We start from the raw sequence: 17,987 nt of genomic DNA, 5'->3' as shown, positions 1-17,987 counted from the left end.
TGCGGCCAGCTTTTATTTTGATTGAAACCACCTTCAAGGTTCACTTCAACCTGCTGGTGGTTTTTTGTGTTTTTTAAAACGCCGGCAAATGTTTATCATTCACCAGCGTCTTTATTTGCGCTTACCCTTCTTCTTTGCCCAAAAGAGCCGGAACCGGTTCTGCTGGCAGCAAAATGTTATCCGTTTTGACGTCATACAATCCATACGGGGTTAACCGTAAGCCAGGCAAAAAGTCACACGTCAAGAACAACAATGTATATAGGATATCGTGAAATGGAAAGCCGCGTTCTTGTAATACAGTTAATAACTCGTCATGGTTTTTTACAGCTGTATCAAAAGACGAATCAGTGTTCATCATTCCAGTCAGAGGCAAAGAAATTTCCAATATGATATCTTCTCCATCTACAACGACAATGCCTCCTCCTATCTCATGCACTCTTGAAGCTGCTTTTGCCATAGCTTTAGAGTCTCTGCCGACAACAAGCAATTCGGTTGTCGTATTGTACGTCGATGCCATTCCATCTAAATCAATGGCGAATCGTTCTAGTATTCCTTTTGTAACCCACTTGCCGTTTCGATCAATTAATGCGGAATAAACCATTCCTTCTTGATTAGAGATATCTGCAAATCCATTGACAGATGGCAGTTCCGTTTCTTTTGCTTTTGTAATGACATTACTTTTAAAGTAAACAACCGGAACGGAATCATCAGATAACGAGTGTGGATATTTATAAAGGTCCGGGTTTTCCAAAACGGATTTTGAAACGGTAAAAGGCTCTCTTACGACATAGCTTTCCCAATTTATTTCAGGAAGCGGCGCTTTCAATTCTCCTTTTTCCGCTGCCACTTCTCCACCTGCAACGACAAGTTCTGGGCGGAAATCTTCAATATTCGGCAAGATTAATACGTCCGCACGTTTGCCTGGAGCAATGCCGCCAATGTAATCGTCGAGCCGCAGATATGTGGCTGCGTTTAAGGTCACCATTTGGATGGCATCCATCACAGGCACTCCAAGCTCTACCGCCTGCCTAACCAAGCCATCCACAAAGCCTTCTTTTTCAATAAAGGCAGGATGGGGTCCATCCGTTGTCATTAACACTCTGTTTGTTTTAACGTTTCCTTCCGTGATAAGTTTAATAACCTCTGGCAAATCCGGACGCAAGGAACTGTTTCGAAGAGTTGTCCATAATCCAAGGCGAAGTCTGTCAAAGGCTTCTTGTGCTGTAATAGCTTCATGACATGCATCCACTCCAGACGCTGCGATAGAATTTAATTTTTCGTAGGAGCAGCCAGCATTATGTCCATCCACGATTTTCCCTTTTTCTTTTACAACATCAATCGTGTCGAGTAAAAACGGATCGGCTTTGTATAATAACGGCCAGCGTGTCACTTCAGCTGTTCCCACTACTTGTTCATCGTCAAGTATTTCTTGTATATCCGCCGGGTGGAACCATTCCCTTTCACCAGGGTAATCCGCTTGCGAAACAAGACGCACCAGCCATAAGAAATTTCCAGGCATTACTTTCAAATCATTGAGCATCTGTTTAAATCCTTTGCTTCCCATGTGCAAATAAAAAAATAAATTATCGTTAACAGTTGTTGTCGTTCCAAGAGGGAGAACTTTTTCCGTAACGCTGATGGGATTGTAGAAAACCCAGGGATGAGCATGAGTTTCAATAAAACCTGGAGAAATATATTTTCCGTTTGCATCAATGACTTGCGTATTTTCTCCGATAGAAGCTTCACTTTCCCCAACATAGGCAATAGAATCTTTATAAACCGCGACATTTTGCTTCAAAAACTCTCCGGAGTATACATTGATTAGTGTCCCGCCTTTTATGTATAAATCAGCGGAACGTCTTCCTTGGGCAACATCTATGAGTTCATTCCTTGCTGCATGTAACTTCATGCTTCATTTCTCCTTTCCGTACCTTCCATTATCTTTTTTTAACGAACGTTATATTTAGTATAATAAATATAAACTTTGCAAACTGTCAAATTTTATTTAATACTAAATGAATGAAAAGCTGCTTTTGTATGTACAACAATGTCTGTGCAGACGTGTTTTTATGCCATTTCCAAATATAACCATTTACATCTTGTGCGCCTGATGCTGTTTATGCCTAAACTAGAGGAGAGCTGTATCAAAAGGGTATAAAAACTGCCCTTTTGACAGCCCTTCTTTTCGTCTATAATATTCTCTCATCCTGGATGGGACTTCACGCAGGCAACCGAGCCTGAGGAGCCATCTAACCAGAAGCTTGGATATAATGATGAGTCTCAAAAAAGTTTATAGAACCTTTATTAACCGTTACATGATATGTCACAAATAAAAAAAACCAGAAAACAAGGACAATATTGATTTCTAGTCAAAAACCAGTATTTACCGTACTTTTTCAGCAGCCTCCGTGTTGTTCAAAGTTCGAGTCTCCGTACGTTGACGATGCTTACATACAATATACTTTCTTGTCTTATTGTTCGACTGTGGAGAAACCTGTTTGAGATGTGTCCCAGCTTCTTTAACTAAACCAATCTTTGAACCATTCCACACCATAAAATGCAATAAATGTCACCACAAATGTCCAAAGCGCCAGGCTGGCGTTCATCCACCAAGCAACTTTGCGTTTGTTTGCCTGAACAGCCATTGCAAAGATGGTAGCTAAGTGTATACCGGTAAGAGCTGGACCAGCCAATGCTAAACCGGCTACTCCATATTTTTCAAAGATGTGCAGCAATTTTTCTTTTCTTGCTTCTTTTTTCGCGCGTCTTTCCGGTGTTTCTTTGTGATGACGCGAAGACCGCTTCCTCTTAAACCACTGCTTCATGCGCTGTATCCATCTCCACGATTTGATGCGTTCGGCCGCATAAATCAATAAAAAAACCGGCAGTGCATTGCCTGCAAATGCAACTGCCCCTACCATTAGCGGGTTCAATCCTGCTCCAATGCCAATCGGGATGACAATTAACAGTTCCAGCCAAGGTGTAGCAGCCATTATAAATATGCTGATATATATACTTATGATTTCTAGCATGATCTCACCTAGTTTCTTTCACAAATTCCTTGCCAAAATACTGTCCAACTTGCTTCTATTTTGGCATCCATTTTTTCCGATGAATACATATACATCTCTGTTGAAATCCCATCCAGTAAGGCATAAAATGACTTTACGTAGACGCTAATATCTCCTGGTGCTATCTCGTTATTTTGTATGCCTTCGCGAAACAATGCCATGTACATATCATCTGTTTTTCCTTCAAATGATTCAAAACGCTTCCGAATGTCCTGACAGAGCTCCGCTGGTGGAAACATTACCATTCTCATATACATCATCCCAACATCATGAGAACTTAAAAACTGAGCTGTGGAGAGGAGAGCCTGTTTTAATTTCATTTTTACACTCGTTCCCCTAACCTGTGCCAGTGCCTTCTCTATATAATCCACATAAGCAGCAAACACCTCGTCAGCCACAGCTAAAAACAAGTCTGCTTTACTAGAAAAATGATTATACAGCGACGGTTTTTTCATACCAACCTGCTTGGCTATGTCGGACAAACTCGTGCCATTGTAGCCATGTTTTGCAAACAATGACAGAGCTGTCCTTTTTATGTTCGTACTCGTCATTGTATCACCTGCCTGTTTTATCACTTGCAAAACTAACGACCGGTAGTCATTGTACAAGACCGATATGGACACGTCAATACATGTCCGCTTGTCCACAAAATAGAAAACATATCTGATCCCAGGCGGTCTTAAAATCCCTTCAGATGCAAGAAGTGCGATACATACTCCGGCTGCATACATACATGCTATACATTTCTTTCAATACAAAAAAGGCCTGCGTACCGCACGCAAGCCTTCTTTTACCCAACATTATCTTATTTATTTCTGCAAGGTTACTGCTGTTCCGTAAACCATCACCTCAGATGTCCCATTCATAATAGAAGATGAAGTGTAACGCACGCCGACCACAGCATCAGCTCCTAATTTTTCAGCTGCTTCACTCATCTCTTTTTCGGCATATTCTCTTGCTTCTAAAAACATTTCCTCATATTCTTTCATCTTCCCGCCAACAAGGCCGCGCAGGCCGCCTGCGATATCTTTTCCCAGGTGTTTTGCTCTAACCGTATTCCCTTTTACTACACCAAGAGCCTCTTTTACTTCCATTCCAGCTACTGTCTCTGTCGTCACAATCAGCATTATCAATGCGCCTCGCTTTGCTTTATGGTTGACGTTATCATAGACGAAAGAGAAGCACTTTACGTTTCAATCATGTCCATCATACTACCTCTTGTTCTTTGTTTGAGAAGAACCATTTCAGTGCATGAAAAACATCGCCTTTTTGCTTTAAGATATAGTGGCGGAACCTTTCATCATTAATTTTTCTATATGCCTGCATTAACGTAGAATGACGTTGATATTGATTCACTTCAGCATAGCCAACCATGCTTGAGCAATCCATCAATTCATTCATTAATTTCAGACATTTGTGGTTATCAGATGTTAAATTATCACCATCAGAAAAATGAAAAGGATAAATATTATAACGGACTGGCGAGTAATGTTTATCAATCGTTTCCAACGCTTTCTCATAAGCAGAGGAACAAATAGTACCCCCGCTTTCTCCCTTTGAAAAGAAATCTTCTTCGTTCACCACTTTGGCCTCTGTATGGTGTGCGATAAATTCAATATCTACGGTTTCGTATTTTGTCCGAAGAAAACGGACCATCCAGAAGAAAAAACTACGTGCCATAAATTTTTCCCAGCGTCCCATTGACCCCGAAGTATCCATCATTGCAAGTACAACAGCTTTTGATTCAGGTTTTATTTTTTCATTCCACGTTTTAAATCGCAAATCTTCATTATAGATAGGATTAATTGCCGGACTTCCTTTGAGTGCATTTCGTTTAAATGCCGATAAAATGGTGCGTCGCTTATCAATATTCCCCATTAAACCTTGTTTACGTATATCATTAAATTCAATATCCTCTACGACAATATCATCTTTTTCTTTTTGCTGCAGATTTGGCAGCTCCATTTCTTTAAACAATAGTTCTTCTAATTCTAAAATAGAAACTTCCGCTTCATAATAGTCTTCTCCCGCTTTATCACCAGCTTTTTTCCCGGTAGCTCCTTTTTGTTCTTTGCCTCCAGGCTCTCTTGCGATAACATCTCCTTCCTGACTGTCCCCATCGCCTTGACCAGCATATTTGTTATTTTCCGAATTATACCGAATCTTATATTCTTCCACAGAGCGAATCGGTATACGAATGACATCTTTTCCATTGGACATGATAATATTCTCTTCTGAAATAAGGTCTGGAAGGTTTTGTTTTACAGCCTCCTGCACCTTTTCCTGATGACGTCTTTGATCTTGATAACCTTTACGATGAAGGGACCAGTTCTCTCGAGACACTATGAAATTATGCTTACTGTTTCCTGACATCATGGGCCCCCTTTCATTGCTACCCATTTAAAGTGGATTATTGTTATCCTATGCGGTGAAAACTTCATAGTTGCAAAAAATTCTGACTAAAGAACAACCTTTCTGCTTTTATTATATGGAAAAAACCTTTGTGGAATAACCACAAAGGCCCGTTTCTTATCGCATAATTGTAAATTCATTTAATGGCCAGTAACGAATATTGGCTTTCCCCACAATTTCATCCATATCAATAAAACCTAACTGGCGGCTGTCCATGCTGTTTTGTCTATTATCTCCTAAGACAAACACTTTCCCTTCCGGCACTTGCTGCTTTCCCGTTATTTCTTCTAGCGTAAAATCATTCGTAAAATCCTGCCCAGTTCTCATTTGATTTTTCATCGGTGTTAAGTATTTTTCTTCGTATGGTTCTCCATTAATATAAAGAGTATCATCCCGATATTCAATACGATCTCCTGGAAGACCAATTACCCGTTTAATATAATCGCTTTCTTCATTTGCATGAAATACAACAAGGTCAAAACGGTCTGGTTCTGAAAATTCATAGCCGATTTTATTAATAATTAATCGCTCGCCATTTTCTATTGTAGGCATCATGGACTCTCCATGGACCATATAGTTAGCAAAAAAGAATGTTCGAACAATAAAGACGATAAGCAAAACAACAGCAAATGTCTTAATCCAATCCCAAATTTCCCGTGCTAAGTGGTTCATTATCTCTCCTCCATTCACTCTATTATAATGTATCACTGATATAAATAAACGACAATTGTTTGCTTATTCTGACACATCCCTCTTAGCTCTATGGACATGCTTAAAACAGAGATCAGGATGAAGCTTGGCACAAGTCGGGTTCAGAAGTTACTTCCTCTTGTTTTCCACCACCAGCACACCCCACTGCCGCAGCCTCCCAATTAGAAAAATACAGAGCCTTGACAACAAGGTGGACGGCAATGCCCCCTTCTTTTTTATTCACAACAAAAGGACCAACCGTGCCAGAAGAGATCACGGTTGGTCCTTTTCCGTTTTTCTATGCTGCTTCCTTATTTCATTTAGCGATTCAAGAGACTGCCGACATAGCGCAGCAGTTCGTTAGCAGATACAGAGTTATAGCCATGTTCATCAATAAGCCGTGCGATAACTTCGTTAATTTTCTTTAACTGGGACTCATCTGGAGTTTTCGTTGATGTTGTAATTTTTACGACGTCTTTTAAATCAGCAAACAGTTTCTTTTGAATAGCCTCTCTTAACCGCTCGTGGGAATTATAATCAAAGCGCTTGCCTTTTCTGGCGTAGGCAGAGATACGGATAAGAATTTCTTCACGAAATGCCCTCTTCGCATTTTCAGAGATTCCAATTTGTTCTTCAATCGAACGCATTAACTTCTCATCTGGACTCATTTCTTCACCAGTTAATGGATCAGTTAATTTATTTTTATTACAATAAGCTTCCACGTTATCTAAATAGTTATCCATTAACGTCTTAGCTGATTCTTCATAAGAATAAACAAATGCTTTTTGTACTTCTTTTTTCGCCGCTTCATCATATTCCTTTCTTGCCACTGAAATGAAATCCAAATATCTTTCTTTATCTTCCTTTGAAATCGAAGCGTGCTGATCCAATCCTTCTTTTAACGAACGCAATACGTCAAGAGCATTAATAGAAGGCACATCTTTTCGAATAATTGCAGAAGAAATTCGGTTAATGACATAACGTGGGTCGATGCCATCCATTCCTTCATCCTGATATTCGTTTTTTAACTCGGCTATATCCTGCTCTTTAAAACCTTCTAATTCTTCGCCGTCATACAAACGCATCTTCTTCACTAAGTCAACATTTTGCTTTTTCGGTTCTTTTAATCTCGTTAATACTGAAAAAATAGCAGCTGTCCGCAAGGCATGTGGAGCAATGTGGACATGAGACATGTCACTTTCCCGAATCATTTTTTCATAAATTCTTTCTTCATTTGTAACGCTTAAGTTGTACGGAACATTCATGACAATAATTCGAGAGTGCAATGCTTCGTTCTTTTTATTGGCAATAAATGATTTATACTCCGCTTCATTGGTGTGTGCAACAATCAATTCATCCGCACTAATTAAGGCAAAGCGACCTGCTTTAAAATTACCTTCTTGTGTCAGAGATAATAAATGCCATAAGAATTTCTCATCACACTTTAACATTTCTTGAAATTCCATCATGCCCCGATTAGCTTTGTTTAACTCACCATCAAAACGGTACGCACGCGGATCTGATTCTGAACCGTACTCCGCGATTGTAGAAAAGTCGATACTTCCAGTTAAGTCTGCGATATCTTGTGACTTCGGATCCGATGGACTGAACGTTCCGATTCCAACCCGCCGGTCTTCGGAGAAGAAAATTCGTTCTACCATTACATCCTCAATGTTGCCGTTATACTCTTTTTCAAGCCGCATCATGTTTAACGGAGACAAATGCCCCTCTACCCGGATGCCATATTCTTCATAAAATTCATCACGTAAATGAACTGGGACGAGATGCAGCGGATCTTCATGCATCGGACAGCCTTCAATGGCATACACCGCTCCTGCATCCGTTCTTGTGTATTGTTCCAATCCGCGTTTCAACAATGTTACAATTGTTGATTTACCACCGCTTACCGGCCCCATTAACAACAGAATTCTTTTGCGGACATCAAGCCTTCTGGCAGCCGAATGAAAATACTCTTCTACTAATTTCTCTAATGAGTCTTCTAAACCATAAATCTCTTTTCCAAAAAACTCGTACATTTTTTTATTGTCTCTTTCCGTAACGCCTGCATCTTTAATCATATTGTATACGCGTGAATGGGCCGTTTGGGCAATATGAGGGTTTTCTTTGACCAGTTCTAGGTATTCTCTAAACGTTCCACGCCACTTTAACTGTTCTTCCTCTTCCCGTGATTGACGGATTTTATCAATAATATTCAATATAAGAGCCTCCCTTTCTTCGTAAAACAGTTTTAAATGCGAAGAAAGCAGATTGGGCTGCTTCCTAAATGTCTTGTGGATTACTACATGTCTATGCAGAAATTAAGAGAACATAACCGTGCTCTTTTGCCGATATTAAAGTTGAGATATAAAAATAACAAAAGGGAGGGGAGTATAAAGTGAAAGTATTGGCTGGCTTCGCCTGCACGCTGATTTTTATGAGCTGCTTCATGATATTTTTCAGTTATTTTCTTAAAGAAGAACAACACGCCAAATCAATAGAAGAATTTTTAACCGAGCGTACCAATATACAACACATGCCTATTTCAAAAAATAGTTATATTTATGACACACATGGTGATGTGATTGCAGTAATCAACAAAGATATGAACCGTCATTACCTTCCCTTTGAAGACATACCAAACCTTGTAACCGAAGCATTTATTGCAACGGAAGACCAGGACTTTTTTGTACACGAAGGGATAGACGGATCTGCTGTTATTCGCGCGTTTTTAGTCAATGCGAAAGCACAAACCATTGAAGAAGGAGGCAGCACGATTACACAGCAAGTCGCCCGCAATGTGTTTTTATCTCATGAACAGACCTATCATCGCAAATTAAAAGAAGTCCTGTATGCCTATGTGCTTGAAAAAGAATACAGCAAAGAAAAAATACTGGAACTTTACATTAACACGATGTATTTTCAACATGGGCTTTATGGATTTGAAACAGCTAGTCAAGTATATTTTGGCAAGTCCAGTCATGAACTCTCTCTGGCAGAAACAGCCTTTTTAGCCGCTATTCCAGCAAATCCCAGTCACTATGATCCATTAACAAACAAAGACCAAACTCATGCCAGACAGGAATGGGTATTAGAAAAAATGAAACATAGCGGAGTGATTAGCGAAACTGAAAAACAAGCAGCTTTGAATGAAGACATTACCATCAAGTACACCAAACAATCAGATGCTTATCCTGCCTATACAACGTATATTGAACATGAACTAAAACAGCTTATTGCAAGGGAAGATGGATATATCGAGCGCTTTAACAACGTCCGTAACAATAAAAAGAAAACAGAAAAGCTGCATAATCAATTAAACGAACGCGTACGTGAAGTCCTGCAATCTGGTGTACATATCGAAACATCATTAGACCCTGCCATTCAAAAAAAAGCTGTAACGACAGCACATACTTACTTGCATCAGTGGCAGATAGAAGGTGCAGTTGTCATTATTGATCACATCCAACATGACATCATTGCCGTAACAGCAGGAAAGAATTATCAAAAATATGATTTTCACCGCGGCTTCCAAGCCTACCGTCAACCAGGATCGACGTTCAAACCGCTGCTTGTGTACGGTCCATTTATCGATCAAAAAAACGCCAGCATCTATTCGACCGTTCAAACAGACCGCTTTTGTAAAAATGGCTACTGCCCTGCTAATGCAGGAGGACATTATGTAGGCCGAACCACTTTAGAAAATGCTTTGGCTTATTCATACAATACGGCTAGTGTCCGCTTATTAGAAGAAACAGGTATTCAAACAGCGTTTTCCTACTTAAAACCATTCAATTTCTCACAAATTGGGACAGATGACTACCACTACTCTGCTGCATTAGGCGGTTTAACACATGGAGTAACGCCTATGGAGCTCACAAAAGCCTATACTGTGTTTTCACAAGGTGGACAATATATTGCGCCAACAGGTATCCAGCAAGTTAAAGATGAAAGTGGACATGTGCTATACGAACAGCCAGCTCTTGCTGAACTTGTGTGGAACAAAGAAACAAATGATAAACTGAGATCCATGCTGTATCGTGTTGTTGAACGCGGCACTGGACAAGGCGTACGTACAGAGGGTAAGCGTATTGGCGGAAAAACTGGTACGACAAATAACGTTCGTGATTTATGGTTTGTCGGTTTCACAGATCGATATACCATGGGAGTGTGGGTAGGTCATGATGACTCTTCACCAATGACACGTATCCAAGCATCACAGCCGCATATCCGCTTGTGGAAAGATATTGTTCCTGCATTAGATTAGAAAGAGACGACCGGCGAACCGGTCGTCTCTTTAAATCAAATCGGAAGACTATTAATCAAGCCATTGTACAATCGTAACACCGTATATCCTACAGCTGCAGTCAAAGCACACCAAAAACTTACGTGAAACAACGTCATGCCAATAAAGCGGACAAATGATAGCGAATCAGCCATCCGGTAGAGAAAATACGCTAAATATAACACTGTACTCACCAGAAACACACTGGCAATCCCTTCCGGCATACGTACAAACGCAAGGGAGACAGCTCCTCCAATTAAATAAATCCATGTTCCGCTTCGAATGTGCCGCAAAGCTTTGCCGTCTTCATCTTTTGAAAAAAGCAGTAACGATAATTCCATCATCGTTCCGGCAACGAGTTTCAGCGCAGAAAAGGCCATAAAAAATAAAGCCAGCCATAAAAACAACAATGTAAAGGTGATCCCTGTTTCCGAAAAAAATTCCAGCATTCCATTCAACAGGCCAACCTGAATAAACCATTCAATGGTTGTTGATTCCATATAAATAGCTAGCGATAAGCTGAACAACAGAATGGAAAGAAGCGGAAAATGACTGATAAGATATGTATTTTTCATGTGTACCTCACACAGTTATTTAGAAAAGAAACCGTTTGAGCTTATACCCACCCTCTTATAAGTGATGATTATAAGTGATGAACGACGTCAAACGTTTTTAATTCATTCCCCGATGCCGGTCCTTTGTCTTTTGATTCCCGCTTTTCTTTATGTGCATTTTTAAATGCGTCACTGTGGAGCCAGTCTTCATAATGCTCTTTCGATTCCCATTTTGTAAACACAACGAGATTACCGTTTTCTTCATTTTGCTCCAAAAATAAAAAATCCAAGCATCCAGGTATCTCCTTCATATTATCAGCACTCTTGCCAAAACGGCCTTTCATTGCTTCTTTGGCTTCTTCTGGTACGTGAAGTTCATTCATCACAACATACATTGTACGTCTACCTCCTGTATAAAAATAGTTGCAGCTACCCATAGTAAAGACAGAACATTCACCTGTTATCTATCTACATTATAACAATAGGTGGAAAGAACCTCCAGCTGAAAGGATTCACACGCCCATCGAAATAAGGTATAATATGTTCATAAGACAAGGCGAGAAGGAGGCTTTACATAATGAAACTAATCTTAATCCTTGGTGTGTGCGTGGCATTTCTCGTATCCATTATGACAGCCGGATTTGAAGATAAGCCACACAAATATTAGTTACTCAAGAGTCTCTTCTTTGAAGGGGCTCTTTCTCATATCTAATATAAGTCTGGAAATTGCTGCTGGCGCAATGCTTCATATACAAGAATCGCTGCCGTATTGGATAAGTTCAACGAACGAACACGGTCGTTTTGCGGTATACGCAGACAGTGCTCACTGTATTTCGCTGTCACCTCTTCAGGAAGTCCGCTTGTCTCTTTTCCAAACACAAAAAAATAATCCTTTTTCGCATCCGTATAAGAAAAATCACTGTATGGTTTCGTTCCAATTGTTTCCACAAAATAAAATTCTCCATCTGGATACGTACTGAAAAGTTCCTCTAGTGAATCATAGTAATGGATTTTCACATTTGGCCAATAGTCACAGCCAGCCCGCTTAAGCATCTTATCGTCTGTGGAAAATCCAAGCGGGCGAATTAAATGTAAGTGTGTGCCTGTCCCTGCACATGTCCTGGCAATGTTACCTGTATTAGCGGGGATTTCTGGTTGATATAATACGACATGAATACTCATTTTTGCACCTCATTCTATTCTTTCACTCACATGTTTATTATACCACAATTTTGAGCTGCTCCCACCTGTGCTGATACTAAAGGCGGGAGATTCTGAATAAAGAAGGTTTGACCGGCTCCAACCCTTCAGGTGCAGGCAAAGACTTCGCTGCACGTACACGGATGCCCTCGCAATGTTGATGACAACGATAATTATCCACCCATACTAAATGTGTACTTTTTCGTCAGTGGAACATAAACCTAGCGATTGTTTTTAGTAGAGCAGCTCCAAATACGCATCAATCATCATTAGACATTTATATTCATCCTGCTGTAACATTTCAGAGAACAGAACAATACTGCTGTCCACTAAGAGACCACACGGCTACGTGATGCGAAAAAATTTATAACGAATATTGGGTGTCCAGGCAGTGGAATCTTCATACTTCCAATATCGGCCGCGGCTGTTTTCCGTTTGTGCATTAACAAGCGGTTCATTATTTCCATCAAAAGCTGTCACAATAGTCGAGTGCTGCCAATTACCATCACCATTGAAATCATAACAAATGACATCGCCAAGCCCTAATTCTTTTGCATCTTCTGCTTCTACTGCTGTTAATCCGCTTGTTGACCCGCTTAGATACCAGCGAAACGAATGGGCAACCGCCCAACTGTAACTCCAAGACTGCTTTTGGTGCCACCATCCCTTTCCCCGATCTGGCATTCCTCTCATTGGTGCGTTTCCGGCTCGTAAGCATTGTGAAATAAAATTAGTACAGTTATCCTTAAATTTTCGATAGGCTGGATTATAATCGTTCCACCAGCGTTCCGCGTACTGTACCGCAGCATGGCGGTCGTAGTGAAATGCTCGATCTGTCTTTTCGTAATTACCAATTGGACATCGTGCGTCCATCGAGAATTGTTCCGTATTTGGCTGATCAATAATTAAATGGCCATCATGTGTTTTAGCCGTCCGATGCAGCACGCGTTCTTCTAGATGGTATTTGCCATTTACTTTATACAATTTCATCAATACAGTTTGATACGTAATATGTTCTTGTTCCCCCATCCGTTGCAGGCGGTATGGTTCGACAGACGCCTTTACTTTTAAGAGTGATCCCTTTCGTTCATGAAGAGAACATCTAGACCGATACAACGTTTCCGTCTCCTGCGGTACCATTGTTGGCAACCGTTTATTTTGATTTCCTAGTTGATAATCAATCCACTGCTCTATATGTGAAAACAAGGCTTTTTCCCAAACTCTTCCCATAAACTTGTCCCCTCCCTTGCTCAAATCGTACCTTGTTCCATCCTATTAGATAGCAGCAGTTTTCAGTACAAGTATTAGAACACATCCGACTTAACAGAAGGTGAACTAACGAAAAGAGAGCTTCTTTGAACGATTCCACCTTCATTTGATTTAGAACTCTCTTTTCGTGCAACACATACAAAAAATCGCCGCTTTTCGTATCATGACGGTATCCAACCACTACATAAACGAAAGCAGGCGATTTTTCATAAGTAACCAACAAGTCACTTTCCAAGAGTATGCTGCGAATCAATTGTATTTCCCTATAAATTTTTTCCGATAATTGGCTTTTGGTACAGCACCTTTGGCTCTAGTTAAGAAGAAACCTTGCTGATAGCCCCTTCTAACCGCAACAAGTACACTTTTTTATCAATCCCACCGCCATAACCTACCATATTACCGTTATTGCCGATAACACGATGACAAGGAAGAAGAATAGGAAGCGGGTTTTTATTGTTTGCTCCGCCAATGGCACGCACTGCTTTTGGTGCGCCAATAGCAGCAGCGATTTGTTTATAGGAACGTGTTTCTCCGTATGGTATATCCGATAACGCGTTCCATACTACTTTTTGAAACGAGGTTCCATATAAATCAAATGGAAGATCAAATGTTTGTCTGTGGTGCGAAAAATATTCTTCCAACTGATAAACAGCTTCCATGAATGGTGCTTTATCCTCAACCATATGACCTGGTATATGCTGCTTTTTGCTCCAAGCTTTTAAACTTGGAAGCGTTTGTGTTTTGTCTCCGAATTGAACAGCACATATTCCTTTCTGTGTGGCTGCAACGGTTAAAGGGCCAATGGCACTATGATAATCTGTGTAGTAGATATACTTCTTATCCGACATAAACACACCTTCCTCTCTTCTTCCCTCTAATGATTATAAGGAGCTGCTCATAACAACACTTTCAATGTAATGGAAACGGTAGAAGGGCATCGTCAATTTCTTCTAGCACTTTTTCATCTGTTTCTGATTGTTTTGCTTGTTCTAACAGTTTTTGTGTGTCAGCCGTATTCATTTGACCGAGGGACCAAGCTGCTGTTCCACGTATGACCGGTCTAGGATCATTTGTTAATAAACGACTAAGCAGTTCGATGGACTCTTCCGCTTTAAAATGGCCAAGCGCAATCACTGCATTCCGTTGGATCGGCTTTTTTCCACGCCAAGATCCTGCGAGCCGGCCGTACTTTTGTTTAAACTCTTTATTACTTAACTCCAGAAGAGGCATGAGCTTTGGTTTCACCAATTCCGGATCTGGTTCGAATTCTTCATGACGATGAGAATCTACTCCTTTGTTCTCCGGACATACTTGTTGACATGTATCACATCCGTACAAGCGGTTTCCTAATTTTTTACGATACCGTTTTGGTAAAAAGTCTTTCGTTTGTGTGAGATAAGCAATACATTTATTCGAATCCAATTGTCCTCCTTGCACCAATGCGCCTGTTGGGCAGGCATCAACACACTTATTGCATGTGCCGCACTGCTCTGTGACTGGTGTGTCAGCAGGAATGGAAACCGTCGTAATCATTTCACCAAGGTATACATAAGAACCAAATTCTGGTGTAATAATGGCACAGTTTTTACCGCTCCAGCCAATTCCTGCTCTTTCGGCTACTGCACGATCAGCCAACTCACCAGTATCTACCATCGATTGGCATTTTGCCTCTGGAACAAGCTCTTGAATATATGCTTCTAACTTTTGCAAACGATTCTTTAACACTCTATGGTAATCCTCTCCCCAAGAAGCACGGCAAAATACGCCGCGTCTTTCTCCTTTTCTGCTTTTGGGAGGATTCTTCATTTTTGAAGGATAGGCAAGCGCAATGGAAATAATGGTCTTTGCCTCAGGCACAAGTTTCTTGGGCGTTGTACGCTTTTCAATATCGTTCTCCTCAAATCCGGACTGATATTGAAGCCGCTGCTGTTCGAGCAGTCTATCTTTTAAAGATAAAAATGGATCAGCGGATGTAAAGCCAATCTTATCAATACCGATATCCTTACTGTATGCAATAATTTTTTCTTTGAGCTGGGCCGCTGTCATGAATTTCCCTCCTTTCTCATTTTGAAAACAGATATGATACACTGACAAGAAAGAATGCAAAGGATGTGTTCACGTTGGACATCATGTTATCAGACTCTATCCTGCAAGGAATACCAAACAGTAAATATGGCATTATTTATTATAAAAACATTGTTATCGATGAATCTCCTAAAATGCTGCAAGGAAGGCTTGAGTTTTTTCAAGAAAAAATCAAAACGGACCTTCTCCATCAGTCTGTTTTAGACTATCCAGGGGTCAAGGAGTGGCATCGTCTTTTTAAAAACATTGGAGTTGATCCACATCGATACCGCCCTTCTCATGAAGCATTGTTTCGGCGTATTGAAAAAGGAAAAGCACTTCCTTTCATTCATTCAGCTGCCGATTTAAATAATTTTTTCTCCTTGCAATATGAAATTCCAATTGGTATTTATGACTACGATACCTTACGTGATTATATCAAAATCTCTATCGGAACAGAAGATGATACATTTGAAGGACTAAACGGAAGACAAAACAACATGCAAGGAAAAATGTTTACCACGGATAAGACTGGAGCTTTTGGCAGTCCCGTCGTTGACTCTGCGCGAACAAAAACGACAGAACGTACAAAAAATGCGTTACAAATCTTCTATTTACGTCCTTCCATGGGTGTACAAGAGAGCGAGCAGCTGCTGTACGCAGCCGCAAAAATGTTCACACAGCTGCACAGCGGGAATGCATCAGTTTCTATTGTCCACTCATCTGCCCCAAAACGTACCATTTCCTAGCACGGGACGTGCCCGCGGAACGCGACGTATGTTGACGGAGCAATGATAGAAATTCCTGTAATAAACAAATAATCCGAACTGATTTTTAACAAATCGTTCGGATTATTATATAGTTCCTATACTTGTGTCCCAGTCTTTTTTCAGTTTAGAAGCTTTTCATACAACTCCGTTTTTGTTGTTTCTTTGATGAACAAAGCTGCCTGTTTCATGATGTAGCTCCCGCTTTGTACGTATCAAACAGCTCATTGATACACTCCTTTTCTTTCTGCGTTTTTCACAAAAGTTCGCCCGACAGTGTAATTTCGCTGTTTTCACAAATATCCGCATGCAATGCTTTTTCCAGAAAAGAACACAGTCGCATTTCATACATATCGGGGTCCGTATCGTATGCTTTTATATGTGCAGCTTCTGGTACAATCCACCGTTCAACATCTCCGCCAGCAGCCTCGTTGATACGATAAACCATGTCCGTTGGAACCAGTTCATCTTCAGCGCCGTGAATCAACAGCAATGGACGTGTGTTATGCTGCACCTGTTCTAGAGAAGAAGCTTCCTCAAATGAATATCCGTGTTTGATTTTCGTGATCAAACTAGCTGTATTTAACAGTGGAAAAGACGGAAAACCGTAAAGATGCTTTAATTGATAAGCCAGTTCTTCTTTCACAGAGGTATACCCGCTGTCTGCAACAATACCCTTTACTTCATCAGGAAGCTCTTCTCCACTTGCCATTAAAGCAAGAGCAGCCCCCATTGACTCTCCGTGCAATATAATGTCCTCTGCGTTGTATTCATTTATTAAAAGCTGTATCCAATCCGCCACATCAAGGCGGTCGTGCCATCCATAACCGATGTACTCCCCTTCACTTTCACCATGTCCCCGTGCATCAGGAATGAGGATATGAAAATTCATGCGATGATATAACCTCGCTAGTTCATCCATGTCCTCTTTTTGTTTACGAAACCCATGCATCAAAATAACCGTTCCACTCGCATTGTGTCCACGTTCAAGGTACACGGCACGTAACATGAGGCCATCAAATGAATCGATGGACAGCGATTGAAGCGCTTGCTGTTGCAGCCAGTTCTCCATTTTCTCCGGTTCAAGCTTTGGTGCAGTGGCTACCTGCACTTGAGATCCTCGATACAATTCTACCTCCGTGCCTCGCTCGACACCCTTGGTATAAAAATAATATCCTCCAAAGAAAACAGCCGCACAGACAAGCAGCAAACAAATTCCACCACTAATCCATCCTTTTTTTTTCATCACTTTTTCTCCCCATTGCATGAAATATGAATATGTCTTACTTTTCATCGTACAGTAGAAATATTCCGCTAGGAAGCGTTTTATGAAGGGCAAAGTGACAGGAATCAGCAATTCCAAAACATAAAATAAACAAAAAACCCAGAGATACCTCTGGGTTCATACATGATAGATGGACACATATATTAAACAGGACGTTGATAAAAATAAAAAAACCACTGTTTCACAGTGATTTCTCTGACGTTTAAGTATAAATGGTAGCGGTGGTGGGAGTCGAACCCACACTCCAGAGGAACACGATTTTGAGTCGTGCGCGTCTGCCAATTCCGCCACACCGCCAAAAATGGTGCCGAGGGCCGGACTTGAACCGGCACGGTTGTACACCAACCGCAGGATTTTAAGTCCTGTGTGTCTGCCAATTCCACCACCCCGGCA

General features: G+C 40.7%; 17 protein-coding genes and 2 tRNA genes. 2 read left to right on the top strand and 17 right to left on the bottom strand.

All coding sequences use genetic code 11. The features are described from left to right. Positions 1–121 precede the first annotated feature (121 nt). The 8 genes from BLT18_RS07375 to BLT18_RS07340 all read right to left on the bottom strand — a co-directional run bounded on the left by BLT18_RS07375 (position 122) and on the right by BLT18_RS07340 (position 8,389). Positions 122–1,909, bottom strand: coding sequence for an adenine deaminase C-terminal domain-containing protein (locus BLT18_RS07375; protein WP_091272615.1), 1,788 nt, complete (start codon positions 1,907–1,909; stop codon positions 122–124). Positions 1,910–2,519: 610 nt separating this feature from the next. Beyond that, the gene (locus BLT18_RS07370; RefSeq protein WP_091272613.1) at positions 2,520–3,032 is read right to left on the bottom strand and encodes a small multi-drug export protein; all 513 of its coding nucleotides are present in this window, start codon (positions 3,030–3,032) and stop codon (positions 2,520–2,522) included. An 8-nt stretch (positions 3,033–3,040) separates the two neighbouring features. Next, complete coding sequence (locus BLT18_RS18655) at positions 3,041–3,694, bottom strand: TetR/AcrR family transcriptional regulator (RefSeq protein WP_217635733.1); 654 nt, start codon at positions 3,692–3,694, stop codon at positions 3,041–3,043. A gap of 186 nt (positions 3,695–3,880) precedes the next feature. After that, complete coding sequence (locus BLT18_RS07360; protein ID WP_091272610.1) at positions 3,881–4,198, bottom strand: YbjQ family protein; 318 nt, start codon at positions 4,196–4,198, stop codon at positions 3,881–3,883. A 79-nt stretch (positions 4,199–4,277) separates the two neighbouring features. Next, positions 4,278–5,444 carry a sporulation protein YhbH gene (yhbH, locus tag BLT18_RS07355; RefSeq protein WP_091272609.1) on the bottom strand — a complete coding sequence of 389 codons (1,167 nt, stop codon included), beginning with the start codon at positions 5,442–5,444 and terminating at the stop codon, positions 4,278–4,280. Positions 5,445–5,600: 156 nt separating this feature from the next. Beyond that, on the bottom strand, positions 5,601–6,155 hold the full coding sequence (gene lepB / locus BLT18_RS07350) for a signal peptidase I (protein WP_175487411.1): 555 nt from the start codon (positions 6,153–6,155) through the stop codon (positions 5,601–5,603). 112 nt (positions 6,156–6,267) lie between these two features. Next, positions 6,268–6,450 (bottom strand): hypothetical protein, encoded by a 183-nt coding sequence (locus BLT18_RS07345; protein ID WP_091272607.1) that lies wholly within the window; start codon positions 6,448–6,450, stop codon positions 6,268–6,270. A 43-nt stretch (positions 6,451–6,493) separates the two neighbouring features. Further along, positions 6,494–8,389, bottom strand: coding sequence for a PrkA family serine protein kinase (locus BLT18_RS07340; RefSeq protein WP_091272606.1), 1,896 nt, complete (start codon positions 8,387–8,389; stop codon positions 6,494–6,496). Between the two features lie 179 nt (positions 8,390–8,568). Here BLT18_RS07340 and BLT18_RS07335 point away from each other — a divergent pair, with 179 nt between their 5' ends. Further along, positions 8,569–10,437 (top strand): transglycosylase domain-containing protein, encoded by a 1,869-nt coding sequence (locus tag BLT18_RS07335; RefSeq protein WP_091272604.1) that lies wholly within the window; start codon positions 8,569–8,571, stop codon positions 10,435–10,437. Positions 10,438–10,472: 35 nt separating this feature from the next. Here the strand turns inward: BLT18_RS07335 and BLT18_RS07330 are convergent, their stop codons facing one another. The 6 genes from BLT18_RS07330 to queG form a co-directional block, all read right to left on the bottom strand. Continuing rightward, entirely contained in the window at positions 10,473–11,030 is a 558-nt protein-coding gene (locus BLT18_RS07330) for a DUF5366 family protein (RefSeq protein ID WP_091272603.1), read from the bottom strand. Between the two features lie 68 nt (positions 11,031–11,098). Further along, complete coding sequence (locus BLT18_RS07325; protein WP_091272601.1) at positions 11,099–11,404, bottom strand: antibiotic biosynthesis monooxygenase family protein; 306 nt, start codon at positions 11,402–11,404, stop codon at positions 11,099–11,101. Positions 11,405–11,717: 313 nt separating this feature from the next. Then, on the bottom strand, positions 11,718–12,191 hold the full coding sequence (trmL, locus tag BLT18_RS07320; protein WP_091272600.1) for a tRNA (uridine(34)/cytosine(34)/5-carboxymethylaminomethyluridine(34)-2'-O)-methyltransferase TrmL: 474 nt from the start codon (positions 12,189–12,191) through the stop codon (positions 11,718–11,720). Positions 12,192–12,554: 363 nt separating this feature from the next. Further along, entirely contained in the window at positions 12,555–13,439 is an 885-nt protein-coding gene (locus BLT18_RS07315) for an amidase domain-containing protein (RefSeq protein ID WP_245705206.1), read from the bottom strand. 353 nt (positions 13,440–13,792) lie between these two features. Further along, positions 13,793–14,326, bottom strand: a complete 534-nt coding sequence (locus BLT18_RS07310) for a methylated-DNA--[protein]-cysteine S-methyltransferase (protein WP_091272598.1) — start codon at positions 14,324–14,326, stop codon at positions 13,793–13,795. 61 nt (positions 14,327–14,387) lie between these two features. After that, the gene (gene queG / locus BLT18_RS07305) at positions 14,388–15,524 is read right to left on the bottom strand and encodes a tRNA epoxyqueuosine(34) reductase QueG (RefSeq protein ID WP_091272596.1); all 1,137 of its coding nucleotides are present in this window, start codon (positions 15,522–15,524) and stop codon (positions 14,388–14,390) included. 83 nt (positions 15,525–15,607) lie between these two features. On the opposite strand from queG, the gene BLT18_RS07300 reads away from it, so the two are divergent. Further along, positions 15,608–16,291 carry a B3/B4 domain-containing protein gene (locus BLT18_RS07300; RefSeq protein WP_322787560.1) on the top strand — a complete coding sequence of 228 codons (684 nt, stop codon included), beginning with the start codon at positions 15,608–15,610 and terminating at the stop codon, positions 16,289–16,291. Between the two features lie 274 nt (positions 16,292–16,565). On the opposite strand, the gene BLT18_RS07295 is transcribed toward BLT18_RS07300, so the two are convergent. The 3 genes from BLT18_RS07295 to BLT18_RS07285 all read right to left on the bottom strand — a co-directional run bounded on the left by BLT18_RS07295 (position 16,566) and on the right by BLT18_RS07285 (position 17,986). After that, complete coding sequence (locus BLT18_RS07295; protein WP_091272593.1) at positions 16,566–17,555, bottom strand: alpha/beta hydrolase; 990 nt, start codon at positions 17,553–17,555, stop codon at positions 16,566–16,568. Positions 17,556–17,807: 252 nt separating this feature from the next. Further along, positions 17,808–17,891, bottom strand: a tRNA-Leu gene (locus BLT18_RS07290). 5 nt (positions 17,892–17,896) lie between these two features. Beyond that, positions 17,897–17,986 (bottom strand) — tRNA-Leu (locus tag BLT18_RS07285). Position 17,987 lies beyond the last annotated feature (1 nt).

Origin of the sequence: Alteribacillus persepolensis, assembly GCF_900099605.1 — a bacterium.
Lineage (GTDB): Bacteria > Bacillota > Bacilli > Bacillales > Marinococcaceae > Alteribacillus > Alteribacillus persepolensis.
This window is presented reverse-complemented; position numbering and strand designations above follow the sequence as displayed.